12 protein-coding genes and 2 pseudogenes are annotated in these 15,222 nt (G+C 62.8%); 11 read left to right on the top strand and 3 right to left on the bottom strand.

Annotated elements, in window-relative coordinates; translation table 11 throughout:
* Positions 1-92: 92 nt before the first annotated feature.
* The 3 genes and pseudogenes from CIC12_RS21365 to CIC12_RS21360 form a co-directional block, all read right to left on the bottom strand.
* Positions 93-1,460 carry an aminomethyl transferase family protein gene (locus CIC12_RS21365; protein WP_168666721.1) on the bottom strand — a complete coding sequence of 456 codons (1,368 nt, stop codon included), beginning with the start codon at positions 1,458-1,460 and terminating at the stop codon, positions 93-95.
* 280 nt (positions 1,461-1,740) lie between these two features.
* A pseudogene (locus CIC12_RS33890) lies at positions 1,741-2,037 on the bottom strand (IS110 family transposase); the annotation flags it as partial.
* Positions 2,038-2,815: 778 nt separating this feature from the next.
* Positions 2,816-4,207, bottom strand: coding sequence for an aminotransferase-like domain-containing protein (locus CIC12_RS21360; protein WP_168666719.1), 1,392 nt, complete (start codon positions 4,205-4,207; stop codon positions 2,816-2,818).
* A gap of 384 nt (positions 4,208-4,591) precedes the next feature.
* On the opposite strand from CIC12_RS21360, the gene CIC12_RS21355 reads away from it, so the two are divergent.
* The 11 genes and pseudogenes from CIC12_RS21355 to CIC12_RS21305 all read left to right on the top strand — a co-directional run bounded on the left by CIC12_RS21355 (position 4,592) and on the right by CIC12_RS21305 (position 15,207).
* Positions 4,592-5,074 (top strand): MSMEG_0572/Sll0783 family nitrogen starvation response protein, encoded by a 483-nt coding sequence (locus CIC12_RS21355; RefSeq protein WP_018420671.1) that lies wholly within the window; start codon positions 4,592-4,594, stop codon positions 5,072-5,074.
* Positions 5,075-5,098: 24 nt separating this feature from the next.
* Positions 5,099-6,121: a Nit6803 family nitrilase gene (locus CIC12_RS21350; RefSeq protein WP_168666717.1), complete on the top strand. Its 1,023-nt coding sequence runs from the start codon at positions 5,099-5,101 to the stop codon at positions 6,119-6,121.
* Entirely contained in the window at positions 6,114-7,184 is a 1,071-nt protein-coding gene (locus CIC12_RS21345; protein WP_168666835.1) for an MSMEG_0568 family radical SAM protein, read from the top strand. Before CIC12_RS21350 ends, CIC12_RS21345 begins: the two co-directional genes overlap by 8 nt.
* Before the next feature lie 3 nt (positions 7,185-7,187).
* Positions 7,188-7,748, top strand: coding sequence for an MSMEG_0567/Sll0786 family nitrogen starvation N-acetyltransferase (locus tag CIC12_RS21340; RefSeq protein WP_168666715.1), 561 nt, complete (start codon positions 7,188-7,190; stop codon positions 7,746-7,748).
* Complete coding sequence (locus CIC12_RS21335) at positions 7,745-8,806, top strand: sll0787 family AIR synthase-like protein (protein WP_174772131.1); 1,062 nt, start codon at positions 7,745-7,747, stop codon at positions 8,804-8,806. The genes CIC12_RS21340 and CIC12_RS21335 overlap by 4 nt, the downstream gene beginning before the upstream one ends.
* The gene (locus CIC12_RS21330; RefSeq protein ID WP_168666713.1) at positions 8,803-10,008 is read left to right on the top strand and encodes an MSMEG_0565 family glycosyltransferase; all 1,206 of its coding nucleotides are present in this window, start codon (positions 8,803-8,805) and stop codon (positions 10,006-10,008) included. Before CIC12_RS21335 ends, CIC12_RS21330 begins: the two co-directional genes overlap by 4 nt.
* The gene (locus CIC12_RS21325) at positions 10,008-10,292 is read left to right on the top strand and encodes an MSMEG_0570 family nitrogen starvation response protein (protein WP_168666711.1); all 285 of its coding nucleotides are present in this window, start codon (positions 10,008-10,010) and stop codon (positions 10,290-10,292) included. Before CIC12_RS21330 ends, CIC12_RS21325 begins: the two co-directional genes overlap by 1 nt.
* Before the next feature lie 61 nt (positions 10,293-10,353).
* Positions 10,354-11,658: an MSMEG_0569 family flavin-dependent oxidoreductase gene (locus CIC12_RS21320; RefSeq protein ID WP_168666709.1), complete on the top strand. Its 1,305-nt coding sequence runs from the start codon at positions 10,354-10,356 to the stop codon at positions 11,656-11,658.
* A gap of 12 nt (positions 11,659-11,670) precedes the next feature.
* Positions 11,671-12,039, top strand: a pseudogene (locus CIC12_RS21315) (methylmalonyl-CoA mutase family protein); the annotation flags it as partial.
* A 260-nt stretch (positions 12,040-12,299) separates the two neighbouring features.
* A complete protein-coding gene (locus CIC12_RS21310; protein WP_168666706.1) occupies positions 12,300-13,541 on the top strand; it encodes an MFS transporter in 1,242 nt (413 codons plus the stop codon).
* Positions 13,534-15,207, top strand: a complete 1,674-nt coding sequence (locus CIC12_RS21305; RefSeq protein ID WP_168666704.1) for a thiamine pyrophosphate-binding protein — start codon at positions 13,534-13,536, stop codon at positions 15,205-15,207. Before CIC12_RS21310 ends, CIC12_RS21305 begins: the two co-directional genes overlap by 8 nt.
* The last annotated feature ends 15 nt before the right edge of the window (positions 15,208-15,222 follow it).

Below are 15,222 nucleotides of genomic sequence, written 5' to 3'. Positions count from 1 at the left end.
AGAGGGATGGATGGCAGTTGCCTGCCTGTCGATAGATGACGCTCAATGACGCCGAGTCGCGCGGGCCCCGATGCAGCGGGCCCGCGCACGCGTTACTCGCGATACGCGGTGCGCGCGTGCGTGCCGAAGGGTGCGGGAGCGACGATCGCCTTGATCGCGGTTTGCTCGTGCGGCTCGACTTGCGGCTTGCGGGAATTCGGATTCTCGCCCCACAGCACGGTCACTTCAGTACCGATTTCGGCGAACGCCTCGTCCACAACCGCGAGCGACACGATGCAACGCTCGTTGGCGAGGTAGCCGCAGTCCATCGAGATGCCCACCCGCTTGCCGCCGACTTGCACTTCGTCCATCTGATAGAGGCCGTAGCGCGCCTTGGGCATATTGAAGTGCTTGTACTTCGGACCGTCGCTCCACGCCGACGCGGCGACGCGCGCCATGTCCTGCGGGTCCCAGACGAGCGTCACCTTTTTCCGGCGCGGGCCTTTCGCGTGCCGCTTCAATGCTTCGGCGCCGACGAAGTCGTGATCGAAAGCGACGAGGCGTTCATAGCCGAGGTCGAGGGGCGTCACGTAGTAGTCGGTGATGTCCTTCGAATAGAGACTGCCCGCGAGACTGCCGGCGGCCTTGGCAGGCAGCCATTCGCGATAGGTCTTCAATTCGTTCTGGCTGAAGATTGCGGGCAGCGGGCCCGGGATCCAGCCCGATTCGAGATTCGCTGTCGAATAGGCGATCGAGCCGACCCGCAGCAATCCGAATTCCTGACCGGCCGACAGAATCGCGTCGCGCACTGCATCGCCTTCGGCCCACGGTCCGAACATTTCGAAGCCAACCGCGCCGGCCATCCCATGACGCAGAGCGCGGACCCGATGTCCGGCAATATTGAAGTCCGTCATGCCGAAGAACTTCACATCCGGTAAGGGCTGGCCGGTCAGCTTCTCGACGAGCGGACCGGCGTGCGGGCCCTGAAGTTCATAGCGGTACACGAGCGGCGGGCGTCCGCCGCGATCCATCGACTGCGGGTCTCGCTCGGTCGTGACGTCCCACTTGCCCGATTCGACGTGAAACTGCACCCAGTCGAGCGCCGTCGGACGCCCGACCAGATTGAACACTTCCTCCTCGAGATAGAACAGCACGCAGTCGCCGAGGTAATAGCCGTCGGGCGTGGTGGCAACGAACTGCTTCGCCATGCCGGGCCTGAAGTTCTTGAAACTGTTCACGGCGAGGCTCGACAGCAGGTCGAACGCACCGGGACCTTTCACGTAGTGATCGACCATGTGATGCGACTGGTCCATGAACCCGCAGGTCTGTCGCCAGGAATTGACTTCGCTTTGCCAGTTGGTGAACTGGCCGGACACGGTGCCGTGCGAAAAAGCCCGACGCTGGCTGTCACGCAAAAGGTCGACGGCGTTGCCGGCGCGCTGAATCGCTAGTTCCAGGCTTTCCGAGGGTGAAGCTGTCATTTGATGATTTCCTATGTCGGGTTCGTTGTCTCGATAGCGATGGCGATGGTTCATCGGCGAACAGCGCTGTGGCTGACACGCTCGAAGCGATGGTACCGGCCGGGTCGGGCGGGAAAAAGCGGGCGGTGCGCACACTTAGCTTGCGGAAATCGCGCAAATGCTCGCGACGATCGGGATGGAGGAGCGGTGAACGGCCGCGAAGACATGTGTCGCGTGGAGCAATCAGGCGCCTAGGGCGATACCCGCAGGTCTCGTGGATGGTGAGAACATGGGCTTGGGGCGTACTTGCCTGTCCGATCACGGAGACCGCTGCTGTCGCGGTGAGTACGCCAACGCCGGGTATCTCCGAGATGCGTCTGCATGCATCTCCCTACCCTCGCCATTCGAGAATGCGATGTTCGATCCGCACAATCTGCTCGTCGAGTTCCCGCAGTCGCGAAACCTGATCTTGCAGGCTGTCTGCCAGCATGGCGGGTAACTGCTCAGCCAGTGAAGTCAGTGCGACCCTGGCGGCTTCTATGGATGCGCGTCGACCCTGCGGGAGTATCACGCCAGACTCGTAGAGCAAGCCACGGAGCGCCTGTCGCGAGGGTAGGACGGCGCACCCGTGGACCTCGATCTACGCGATGCACGGCGCTTTGATCTGCCATGCATGATGGAGCCCTGCATCTGCCGCTCGTGGATCTGGCTGTGGCGTTCGTCATGCCGTCCGTTGCGCTGCAGAGTGTCGCGTCTCGATCGCTCCGATGGTGTCTCAGGTGCGCACGGGAACGCGCGCACCTAACCGCGTTCCAGTATCGGTGCGTCCGATATGTGCCCCATCCAGGGGATTTCGCTACGCGAGTGTTGTGGGCGCTGCGGGGGCTATCGCCTTCGGGCAGACGTATTCAGGTCGCCGTTCGACTGTCCCTCGTGCGCGCAACCATGGCGGGAGCCGGCCGACGGCGTGGATGACCCGCACGTCCGCCGCCGGTACGTGGCCACCTCGCGAACGTGACAGAGCCGCCGCACCGCGTGTCCAGAGAGGCATTCAGACTCTCGGCGGTCAGCTCGCCCAGCCCGCGGGTTCCGCGGCTCGGATTCAGGAATTTGGATGCCATTGGAGCAACAGGGGTTCGCTTGTATACATACCCCCAGACATACGCGAAAACGTGCCATCAGCCTGAGTTCCCGCAACGGCCGACTGCAGAGGGCGCTTAAAAGATCGAGCGGCTCCCCGTCAACGGAAATTTAACCTGCCGGCGGCCCGGACCGACACCGCCATTGCCGCCACCGATAACCAACTTGACCATGCCAGGGTCTAGATGCGCCGCGTACTGATTCAGTCTGTATCCGCTAACTCGAATGTCTTTGAATCACATCATCGGCATGTGCAGATGATGCGGGTCTTCTAGCGTGTCGGCAACCCGTTGCAGCCCGTCGCGACAATCGTCGCGATTCTGCGGCCCGCCAATGCAGAGGCGGATCGCATTCGGCGGATTGCCATCGGTGGAAAACGCCGCACCCGCGACTGCCCCGATGCCCTGATTGCGCAGCTGCAATGCGAGTTCGGACGCGCTCCAGCTGCATTGCGTCGGAATCGGCAGCCACAGATGGAAGCCGTCCGGGTGCGCGTCGTACTTCCAGTCCGCGAGCACTTGCGCTGCCATCTCCTGCCGCGCATGGGCTTCGGCGCGGATCGCGCGCAGCATGTCGGTTGCGGTGCCGTCGTTGATCCATTGTGTCGCGAGTAGCATCGTATAGGGGTTCGGCATCACGGTCGTCGCACGCAACGCGCCTGCAATCCGCTGCGTCTGCCGTACGGTCGGCGCGTACAGATACGCCACCCGCAAACCCGCACCAAAACTCTTGGACATGCCCGTAACGTAGAACGTCAACTCCGGCGCAAGCGAAGCAAGCGACATCGGCGCGTCTTGCGGGAGCATCGCGTAGGCGTCGTCTTCGATGATCGGCACGCTATAGCGCAACGCGACGTCCGCAAGCGCTTCGCGACGCTGCGCGGAAAGCGTCAGCGTGCTTGGGTTTTGCAGTGTCGGGTTGCAGTAGAACGCGCGAGGCGTTTCCGCTTTGCAGAGCGCTTCGAGCGCATGTGGCAACGGCCCTTCGTCGTCCCGCGGCAAAGCCTGCAAACGCACGCCGAGTTGCGAAGCAATCGCCTTGATGCCGGGATACGCGAGCGAGTCGAGACAGATGGTCTCTCCGGGGCGCGCCAGCTGCGACACCAGTGCGACCAGCACGCTATGAATGCCGGGGCACACCAACGTTCGGTCATCCTCACAATCGGGCACGCGTTGCCGAAGCCAGTTGCGGCCCGCTGCGCGATCCGCCGCCGTGCCGCCGAAGTCCTGATAGCGCAACAGACGATACGGGTCCGCGCTCAGCATCAACTTCGCGGTGGACTCGCGCAGCCGCGCGGCGAGCTCGGGCGGTTCGGGCGGCATGTTCATGGACATCTCGACGCTGCCGCCCGCTGTGAGCGGCAAGCTCGGCGTGCGGCCTCGCACGAATGTGCCGCTCCCCGCGCGAGCGTCGAGCAGGCCACGCTTGCGCGCTTCCGCATACGCGCGCGCGACGGTCGTGTAGTTGAGTTGCAGCGCGCCCGCGAGATCGCGCAGACCGGGCAAACGGTCGCGCGGACGCAGCCGGCCACTCGCGACGTCTTCTTCGATCAGATCCGGTATTACCAGATAGGCCGGTTTGCGGCTTTCTTCGAGCCGTTTGAGCCAGTGATGCATCAGCGTATTCATGATGGCGTGCCCATTCGAATTTCTTAATTCACAGTACCACGCTGTATTTGCAAAAGGTGATCAAGATCGCATCAAACCCATTCGTTGATCGCATTGATCGAAGCAGTGCACGCTTTCGGTAGTGCATGCACTACCAAGATGCGAAAAATGCTCGGATAACGTGCTGGATCAACGCGTTACCGAACTCTCGTTGTTCGCCTAAGCGCCTGCCGGGCCGCCGTCCGCAAAATTTTTTGAGGCGTCTCTGATAATTTCCGTTTGATTGATCGGAGAATGATCGCATTTTCCGGGCCGCTGATTGGCATGGCCGTTGCATGAATGACATCACCGATGCATCCATTGATCGGAGTTCATTTCAACTAATGCGATAAAGCGGAGCGTGCCATGCCTGCAGTCAATCAACCCCTTCATAAGAGCGGCGATTATCTGGTGGACTACGAGGAGAAAGTCTTCGAAGACGTGAAGGCCGAGCCGGGGGAGAAAGCGCTCGTGACCTTCCATACGGTTGCGTTCGAAGGCTCGATCGGCTTTGTGAATCTGCTTCAGGCCACGCGTCTGAAGCGCAAGGGTTTCGATACGTCGGTGCTGCTCTATGGACCAGGCGTCACACTGGGTCTGCAACGCGGCTTCCCGACGCTTGGCGACGAAGCTTTCCCCGGGCACCTGAACTTCAACAAGCAACTGATCAAGTTCATGGAAGAAGGCGGCAAGGTCTATGCATGCCGCTTCGCGTTGCAGGCGCTGTACGGCCATGGCGAAGCATCGCTGATCGAGGGCATCCGTCCGATCAGTCCGCTCGACGTACTCGACATTCAGCTGCTCCATCGTAAGGAAAACGCGCTGGTCATCCACACCTGGACCGTCTGACCGAGTCACGGGAAGCCCATCATCATGTCCGATAAACGCGTCATTCGCGCCGCTGCGGTTCAGATCGCGCCCGACCTCGAACGTGGCGCCGGCACGCTCGACAAGGTCTGCGCGGCCATCGACGAAGCCGCCGCTCAAGGCGTGCAGCTGATCGTCTTTCCCGAGACGTTCGTGCCGTACTACCCGTACTTTTCTTTCGTGCGGCCGCCGGTTGCGTCGGGTGCGGATCATATGCGGCTCTACGAAGAAGCGGTCGCCGTGCCGGGGCCGGTCACGCATACGGTCGCGGAGCGCGCGAGAATGCACGGAATGGTGGTAGTGCTCGGCGTCAACGAGCGCGATCACGGCAGCCTGTATAACACGCAACTGATCTTCGACGTGGACGGGCGGCTCGTGCTGAAGCGCCGCAAGATCACGCCCACGTTTCATGAACGCATGATCTGGGGGCAGGGCGATGCGGCCGGTCTCAAGGTCGCGCAAACGGGCATTGCACGGGTCGGCGCGCTCGCGTGCTGGGAACACTACAACCCGCTTGCCCGTTATGCATTGATGACGCAGCACGAAGAGATTCATTGCGCGCAATTCCCGGGCTCGCTGGTGGGGCCGGTTTTTGCCGAGCAGATCGAAGTGACGATCCGCCATCATGCGCTTGAGTCCGGCTGCTTCGTTGTCAACTCGACGGGCTGGCTGACCGATGTGCAAATCGACTCCGTCACGAGCGATCCGAAGCTGAAAAATGCGCTGCGCGGCGGCTGCCTGAGCGCGATCGTGTCGCCCGAAGGTCAGCATCTCTGCGAGCCGTTGCGCGAAGGCGAGGGCATGGTGATCGCCGATCTTGACATGTCGTTGATCACGAAGCGCAAACGCATGATGGATTCGGTCGGCCACTATGCGCGGCCTGAATTACTACGTCTCGCGATCAACGATTCGCCCGCGATGCCCGTCACGTCGATGGGCTCCGCCGACGACGCCCCCAACGCCATTTCAGGAGCCTTCCATGAGCGCACGCGAGAATCTGTCGGCAGCGAGCCGGCAATTGATGACTGAATTGCAGTCAACGGGACTGCGTCTCGTCGATCCGCATGCGGGCGCCGCGAGCCGGCGCGGCGGCGCGGGTCCGTCGGATCACAAGGCGGTCACTGTCGACGGCGTGACGATCATGGTGCCGGTGCATACCAGTACCGCGTGGAATTCGCCGTTCGTCGCGTCGCAACCGGATATCAACGGCATGAGCGCGCTGCTGCGCGGCGCGATTCCGATTGCGAACATCAGCTTTCCAAAGCCGCCGCGCTTCTATGCGCTGCAGACTTTCGACGGCGTGCCGTATTCGCACATCGCCACGCTGCATAGCAAGGACGTGCTTGCGACCACGGTGCTGCAAACCTGCATCCGTTACGAAAGCCGTCGCAAGACATGCAAGTTCTGCGCAATCGGCCAGTCGCTCGCGGCGGGTCGCACGATTGCGCGCAAGACGCCCGAGCAACTCGCAGAAGTCGCGCGTGCCGCGGTCCTGCTCGATGGCGTCAAGCATATGGTGCTGACGACCGGCACGCCGCCGACTTCGGATCGCGGCGCGCAGCTTCTGTGCGACAGCGCCTTCGCGATCAAGGCCGCGGTCCATCTGCCGATCCAGGCGCAATGCGAGCCGCCTGATGACGACCGTTGGTTCGAGCGCATGAAAGCGAGCGGTATCGATACGCTCGGCATGCATCTCGAGGTGGTCACGCCCGAGGTGCGCGAGCGTGTGATGCCCGGCAAGGCGAGCGTGCCGCTGTCGCGCTACATGGAAGCGTTCAAGGCGGCGGTGGCAGTGTTCGGACGCGGCCAGGTCAGCACCTACATACTCGCGGGTCTCGGCGATACGGCCGACGCGATCGTCGCGATGGCGCGCGAACTGATCGACCTCGGCGTGTATCCGTTCGTCGTGCCGTTCGTGCCGATCAGCGGCACGCCGCTTGAAGACCATCCGGCGCCGACGCCCGAATTCATGCGTTCGGTCCTCGCGCCGATCGGCGCGATGCTCGGAGCGGCTGCGATGCGTTCGGCGGATATCAAGGCCGGCTGTGGCAAGTGCGGCGCGTGTTCGTCGCTGTCGTCGTACGAGGAGTGAGCCGTGTTCTGCGACGCAACCGATACCTTGAAGCTTGACGCCGTCTACACGCCGAGTGAGTTTCGCATCAAGTGGGCGACGCTGCCGTGGGAAGCGGACGAAGCGTACAAGCTTCGTCGTGCGGTGTTTTGCCTCGAGCAGGGCATTTTCGCCGACGACGATTACGACGGGATCGACGCGCATGCACATCTGCTCGTCGCGTCGAGTTGCGTCGCCGGGATGCCGGAACAGGTGGTGGGCACCGTGCGCATTCACGAGAGCGCGCCTGGCGTGTGGGTCGGTTCGCGGTTGGCCGTCCATGCCGCGTTCCGCTCGTACGGCAAGATCGGCTCCTCACTGATCCGGCTAGCAGTGAGCAGCGCGCATGCACTGGGATGCGAGAGGTTTTTCGCGCATGTGCAGAGCCAGAATGTGCCGCTGTTCAAGCGGTTGCGATGGGACACGATCGAGGAAGAGACGTTGTTCGGGCGTTCGCATCATCTGATGCAGGCGCAACTCGACGCGTATCCGCCGTGCGCGACGCCCGAGAGCGGCTTCGTGGTGCCGTATCGGAGGGCGTCATGAGCCGTGCGAACGCGATTGACGTGCGGCGCCTCGTCGAACGATTGCGTGCAAGCCGTGGTTTCCAGCACAAGACGGATATCGCGGGGGTGATGGCGTCGCTGGCAAGCCGCCTGCCGCGCGGCACCGACAATCTCGCGCAGGCGGTGGGCGTAGGCGACGATTGCGCGGCGATTCGCGATGGCGACGGCTACCTGCTCTTCGCAATCGAAGGCATGGTCGCGGACTTCGTCGCGGCGATGCCATGGTTTGCAGGCTATAGCAGCGTGATGGTCAACGTCAGCGATATCTACGCGATGGGCGGCCGTCCGCTCGCAGTCGTCGACGCGTTGTGGAGCGACGGCATCGACTCAGCCGATCAGATCCTCGCGGGCATGGCGGCGGCATCGCTCGCTTATCGCGTGCCGGTGGTCGGGGGACATACGAATACGCGCAGCGCGACGTCGCAACTCGCGGTGTCGATCGTTGGCCGGGCGCAGGCTTTGTTGTCGAGCTTTCATGCCCGTCCTGGAGATCGTCTGTTGATGGCGGTCGATCTGCGTGGGCGTTTCGAAGATCCCCATCCGTTCTGGAATGCGTCGGTGAACTCGCCTGCCGAACGCTTGCGCGCCGACCTCGAATTGCTGCCGTCGCTCGCGGAAGACGGTCTGTGCGATGCGGCCAAAGACATCAGCATGGCGGGCACGCTCGGCACCGCATTGATGTTGCTGGAATGCTCGAAAGTCGGCGCGCGTATCGACCTCGATGCGATTCCGCGTCCTGCTGGCGTCGACTTCGAGCGCTGGCTCGGCGCTTTTCCAAGCTACGGATTTTTACTCTCCGTAAGGGAGGCGAATGTCGAGCAGGTGATCGCGCGCTTTGCGGTGCGTTCGCTCGCGTGCGCCGAAATCGGCGTCGCCGATGCATCGCGTAAAGTCGTGCTTCACCAGCGCGATATGTCCGCATTGTTGTGGGACTTCAACGACGATCCGTTCATTTGCGCAGCGGCAGACGCGACTGCAAACGCAGGCGCAACGGCGGATGCAACTGAGCAAGCGTCTGCAATAGACACCGCATCATGAATGCCACCCCATTGCGCGTCGCGCTATTCACGCATTCGGTCAATCCGCGCGGCGGCGTCATGCATACGCTTGAACTGGCGCAGGCGCTGCACCTAAGCGGCCATGACGTGACGATCTTTGCGCCTGCCGCCGACGGCGACGTCATGTTTCGAGAATCTCCATGCAGGGTTGTGCTCGCGTCGGTGACCGAACCGGAAACGAATACCGTCGGCATGGTTAGCGCCCGGATTCAAGCGTTGAAGCTTGCTTTCGCGCAAACGCGTCAGCTGCATGATTCAGACACATTCGACGTGCTGCACGCGCAGGACAGCATCAGCGGCAACGCACTGGCCGAGCTGAAGGAGGAAGGCGCCATTCACGGCTTCTTGCGAACGGTCCATCATCTCGACCACTTCATGGACCCGAAGCTCGCGCAGTGGCAAACGCGAGCGTGGCGCGATGCGGACGCCGTGCTTTGTGTGAGCGATATGTGGACGCATCATATGCGCGACGTCTACGGCATCGATGCACTGCCGGTAATAAACGGCGTGGACGTACGGCGTTTTAGCGCGAGCGCCGCGACGCCAGGTGAATCAGCGGCGTTGCGCGAGAAGCTCGGCATCGTCGGCGCGCCGGTCGTGCTGGCGGTCGGCGGTATCGAGGCTCGCAAGAATACGATGATGTTGCTCGATGCATTTGCACGACTGCGTGCGACGCACCCCCATGCGCAACTCGTGATCGCAGGCGGCGCGAGTTTGCTCGATCACGACGCGTACACGCGTGAATTTTTTGTGCGGGCGGCGCCGCTGGGTCTTGCGATAGGCGCCCGCGAACCGGTTGTCGTCACCGGGCCGCTCGACGACGCGCTCATGCCCGCGCTATTCCGCTGTGCCAATGCCGTCGCCATGGTGTCACTGCGCGAAGGCTTCGGCCTTGTCGTGCTGGAAGCTTTGGCATCGCGCAAGCCCGTAGTCGTGTCGCGCATCGCGCCGTTTACCGAGTATCTGGACGACACACTGTGCCGGTGGGCCGATCCACGCGACGCCGCGTCGATTGCATACGCATTGCGCGATGCGCTGGATCGACCTGACGCAACCGACTTCGTTCATGCGGTGCCCGTATTGCTCAGCCGGTTCAGTTGGCGGGCGAGCGCGCGCCGTCATCTCGACATTTACCGGCACTGGCTTGCGAAGCAGCCGTGCAACACTACCGAGGACCTGTGATGCCAGTCATGCATTTCCGGATTCAATGGCCCGACGGCACCGAAGCAAATTGCTATTCGCCGTCGACAGTCGTCGGCGAGTTTTTCACGCCCGGCACGCAGTATCCCGTCGACGATTTCCTGCGGCGCTCGCGCGAAGCCCTGAATATCGGCTCTGAACGAGTACGTGAAAAATTCGGCTTCGCCTGTTCTGCCGCGATGGACCAGCTCGCGCAAATCGAAGCGGACGCCGCGCGCTTCTCCGCGCAGCCGGATGCGACGGTGACCGTGCTCGCGCTCGGCTGACGTTGCGTCGCGTTCACTCAACCGCTCAATCACTCATCGACATTTTCTTGAGGAGCACGTCATGTCGAGCACAGCAATCCCGCAGCAACGAAACGTCGAAAGCGGCCATTACAGCGTGCTGGTGATCGGCGGCGGTCAGGCAGGATTGTCGATCAGCTATTACCTGAAGCAAGCCGGTATCGATCACCTGGTGTTCGAAAAAAACACCGTCACGCATACGTGGCGCAATCAGCGCTGGGACGCATTCTGTCTCGTCACGCCGAACTGGCAATGCGCGTTGCCGGGACATCCGTATGAAGGCGACGATCCGCACGGGTTCATGAAGAAGGACGAGATCATCGCGTACCTTGACGAGTTCGTTGCGAAGCTCGATGCTCCCGTGCTCGAACATACTGCTGTGCAACGCGTGGCGCGTGGGGTCGACGGACGCTACACGGTGAACACGTCGGCGGGCCCGTTCACGGCGGATCATGTGGTCGTCGCATCGGGCGGCTATCACACGCCGATCGTGCCGCGCATGGCAGAGCGTCTGCCGGCTGGCATCGTGCAGCTTCAGTCGTCCGAATATCGCAATCCGCAGGCGTTGCCGGATGGCGCGGTGCTGGTCGTCGGCTCGGGACAATCGGGCGCGCAGATTGCGGAAGACCTTCATCTTGCCGGGAAGAAGGTGGTGCTGGCAGTGGGCGAAGCGCCCCGTTGCGCGCGCTTCCATCGCGGCCGCGATGTGGTGGACTGGCTCGCGGACATGGGCTACTACGATATGCCCGTCGATCAGCATCCGTTGCGCGAAGGCGTGCGCGACAATACCAACCACTACGTAACAGGCCGTGACGGCGGACGCGATATCGACCTGCGGAAGTTCGCCGCCGACGGGATGGAACTGTACGGCCGTCTCGAAGATCTGCGCGACGGCCAGTTGTGCTTCACACCGAACCTTGGCGCGAATCTCGACGATGCGGACGATACGTATAACCGCATTAACGCAAGTATCGACAGCTACATCGAAAGGAACGGCATGACGGCACCCGTCGGTACGCGCTACGAACCGGTGTGGCGACCGCACAGCGAACGCACGACGCTCGATCTCGCGACGAGCGGCATCACTTCGGTGATCTGGTGTATTGGCTTTACGCCGGACTTTGCGTGGCTCGATGCACCTGTGTTTAACGGGCGGGGCTATCCGGCGCACTCGCGTGGTATTACTGCGCTGCCGGGGCTTTATTTCGTCGGCCTGCCGTGGCTGTACACATGGGGTTCCGGGCGCTTTTCGGGCATTGCTCGTGATTCGCAATACATTGTCGATGCGATCTGTACGGCGCGCGCGTTGTCGACTGATGCGGTGCGCGCGGCAGCGCTTGCTGCATAAAACTGGTCGTCCATGTACACGCACAAGCCGTGGACGATCCGTCAATACACGGGCTATGGCGACGCCGCGGATTCGAATCTGGCGTTTCGCGCCGCGTTGCAGAATGGCGCGCAAGGCTTGTCGGCTGCGTTCGATTTGCCGACTCAACGCGGCTACGATTCGACCGATGCCGAGGCGCTTGCGGATGTCGGGATGGCGGGCGTTGCAATCGATACCGTCGAAGACATGGTGCGGCTGTTCGAAGGCATTCCGCTCGATCGGGTGTCGGTTTCAATGACGATGAACGGTGCCGTGCTTCCGGTGCTTGCTGTTTTCATTGTTGCGGCGGAGGAGAGCGGCGTCTGTGCCGACGCACTGAGCGGCACCATCCACAACGATATCCAAACGGTGGCTGTGTTCCGGGTCAACCGGTAGACCCTTTCGGAAAAGCGGCGAGCGCCGCTTTTTTTTTGCATCCGCGTCGGCGACGCATAGCTGGTATGCGCTGCCTGCAATGAGCAGGCAGACTGGCACCCGCATAATGTGTCGACGCCATGAGGCGTGCGTCGCTCGCGGGCCGGATCGATGGAAACGGTGAAACGGCCGCGCGAACGGATGCCGACAAGAAAGACAGGCTTTGACGCCTGACGGAGATGAGAAACATGCAACCGTGGTATAGCACGATGGCGCCCGCTCAGCGCCGCACCTTTTGGGCATGTTTTCTCGGATGGGTTCTCGATGCGATGGACGTGCAGTTCTTCGCGTTCGTCATTCCGACGCTATTGACGGCGTGGAGCATGACCAAGGCACAGGCGGGCGTGATCGGCACGTCCGCGTTGGTGTCGTCGGCGATCGGCGGGGTGATTGCGGGAGTGCTGGCCGATCGCATCGGCCGCGTTGCGGTGCTCAAGCTCGCGATCCTTTGGTTCTCGCTATTCACCGGTCTGTCCGCCTTCACTAACAGCTTCCATGAACTGCTGATCACGCGCAGCCTGCAAGGACTCGGCTTCGGCGGAGAGTGGGCGGCGGGTGCGATCCTGATCGGCGAAGTGGTCGACAAACGCATTCGCGGCCGGGCCGTCGGTACCGTACAAAGCGGCTGGCCGGTCGGTTATGCGCTCGCGGCGCTAGCATACTGGGGACTGTTCGGCGTGTTGCCCGAGGATGTGGCATGGCGCGCGCTATTTTTGATCGGGGTGCTCCCGGGCTTGCTGGTGCTATGGATGCGTCGAAACGTCGGCGAATCAGATGCATTCAAGTCCGCAGCGACGTTCCGCGAAAAGAGCAATACCTTCGGCACTTTTGCTCGCGTGTTCGCGCCGAACGTGTTGTCGCGCACGCTGCTCGCTTCGCTGATGGCAGCGGGCGCGCTCGGCGGCAACTATACGATCCTCACGTGGCTCGTCACTTACCTGCGCGAGACGCAAAGCCTGACCGTCAATCTCACGACGCTGTACCTCGGCGTGAACATCTTCGGTTCGTTCTGCGGCTACATCGGCATGGCGTATCTGAGCGACGCAATCGGCCGGCGCTGGACCTTCGCGCTGTCCGCGCTCGGCGCGACGCTCACGGTGCTCGTCTACACACGCCTGCAACTGCCGATGACGACGCTGCTGATCCTCGGCTTCCCGCTCGGACTGTTCCAGTCGGGCATCGTCTCCGGCATGGGCGCCTGTTTCACCGAACTGTTTCCGGCGGAGATTCGCGCGTCGGCAGGCGGTTTCTCGTACAACTTCGGGCGGGGCATCGGCGCCATGGTGCCGGCGGCGGTCGGCATCACGAGCGCCTCGGTGGGCCTCGCGAAGTCGATCGGCGTGTGGGCCGCGCTGTCGTACATGCTCGTTCTGATCGTCGCCGTGTTCCTCCCGGAAACCCGTAACAAGGAGCTTGAATTTCATGTCTGATAACCAGGGCAGCGACGCACTCGCGCGCAATGGCGGCCGCATTCTCGTCGATGCGCTTGTGGGCAACGGTGTCGATACCGTCTACTGCGTGCCGGGCGAGAGCTATCTTCCCGCCCTCGACGCGCTCTACGATGTGCACGGCATTCGTACCATCACGACGCGTCACGAAGGCGCGGCGTCGAACATGGCCGACGCCTACGGCAAGCTGACCGGTCGCCCCGGCATCTGCTTCGTGACGCGCGGCCCCGGCGCCACGCATGCCGCGAACGGCGTGCACACCGCGAGCGAAGACTCGACGCCGATGATCCTGTTCGTCGGCCAGGTCGGGCAGGAATTCATCGGCCGTGGTGCGTTCCAGGAAGTCGACTACCGTCAGATGTTCGGCGGCATCGCCAAATGGGTCACGCAGATCGACAGCATCGAGCGCATTCCGGAAATCATCGCGAAGGCGTTCAGCGTGGCGATGTCGGGGCGTCCCGGCCCGGTGGTGATCGCGCTGCCGGAAGACGTGCTGTTCGGTTCCGCGACGGTGGCCGATGCGTCGACCGCGCGCAGTGTGCAGGCGGCGCCTTCTGCCGACTCGCTCGACGAGTTGCGTGGACTGCTGGACGGCGCGATGCGGCCGCTGGTGATCGTCGGCGGCACCGGCTGGGATCCGGATTCGACCGCTGCGCTAAGGCGCTTCGTCGCCGCGAACGATCTGCCGGTGGCGGCCTCGTTTCGCCGCCAGGACCTCTTCGACAACCGCGACTCGCATTACGTCGGCCAACTCGGACTCGGCGTGTCGCCGAAGCTCGCGGAGCGAGCGCGCGACGCCGATCTTCTGATCGTGGTCGGCTCGCGGCTCGCGGAAAGCACGTCGTCGGGCTATACGCTGTTCGAAAGCCCGACGCCGAAGCAGACTATGGTGCACGTTCATCCGGACCCGGAAGAACTCGGTCGCGTTTATCAGGCGCGCCTGCCGATCAACGCCGGCCTGCGCGAGTTCGCTTTGGCGCTCGACGGCATCGAGCCCGTGGCCTCGCCGCGCTGGCAACAATGGACGGCCGACGCGCGCGCTGACTACGTCGCGCATTCGACGCCGCCCGCGCCCACGGCTGAGATCGACGGCGTAGATCTCGCACAAGTGGTCGGCCATCTGAGCGATGTGTTGCCCGATGATGCGGTGATCGCGAACGGCGCGGGCAACTACACGGTGTGGGTGCATCGCTACTACCGCTACCGGCAGGCCGCCACCGAACTCGCGCCGACCAACGGCGCCATGGGCTACGGCTTTCCTGCCGCGATCGCCGCGTCGTTGCGCGATCCCGAACGCAGCGTGGTGGCCTTCGCCGGCGACGGTTGTTTCATGATGTACCCACAAGAGCTGGCGACCGCCGTGCAGTTCGGCGCGCCGCTCGTCGTGATCGTCGTGAATAACGGCATGCTCGGTACGATCCGCATGCATCAGGAGCGGGAGTACCCTGGCCGCGTGTCAGCGACGAAGCTCGAGAATCCGGATTTCGTCGCTTTCGCGAAGTCGTTCGGCGCGTATGCGGAGCGAGTGGAGCGCACCGAGGACTTCCCCGCTGCATTCGAGCGCGCGCGCAAGGCCGGCGTGGCAGCGCTGATCGAACTGCGTACCGACCCACGGCAGATCACGCCGGCCAACCGTTTGAGCGCTTGATGAGCGGACGAGGTC

Source organism: Paraburkholderia sp. SG-MS1 (assembly GCF_012275575.1).
Lineage (GTDB): Bacteria > Pseudomonadota > Gammaproteobacteria > Burkholderiales > Burkholderiaceae > Paraburkholderia.
The sequence above is the reverse complement of the archived record's forward strand: the minus strand, read 5'-3'. Positions and strand labels throughout refer to the sequence as shown.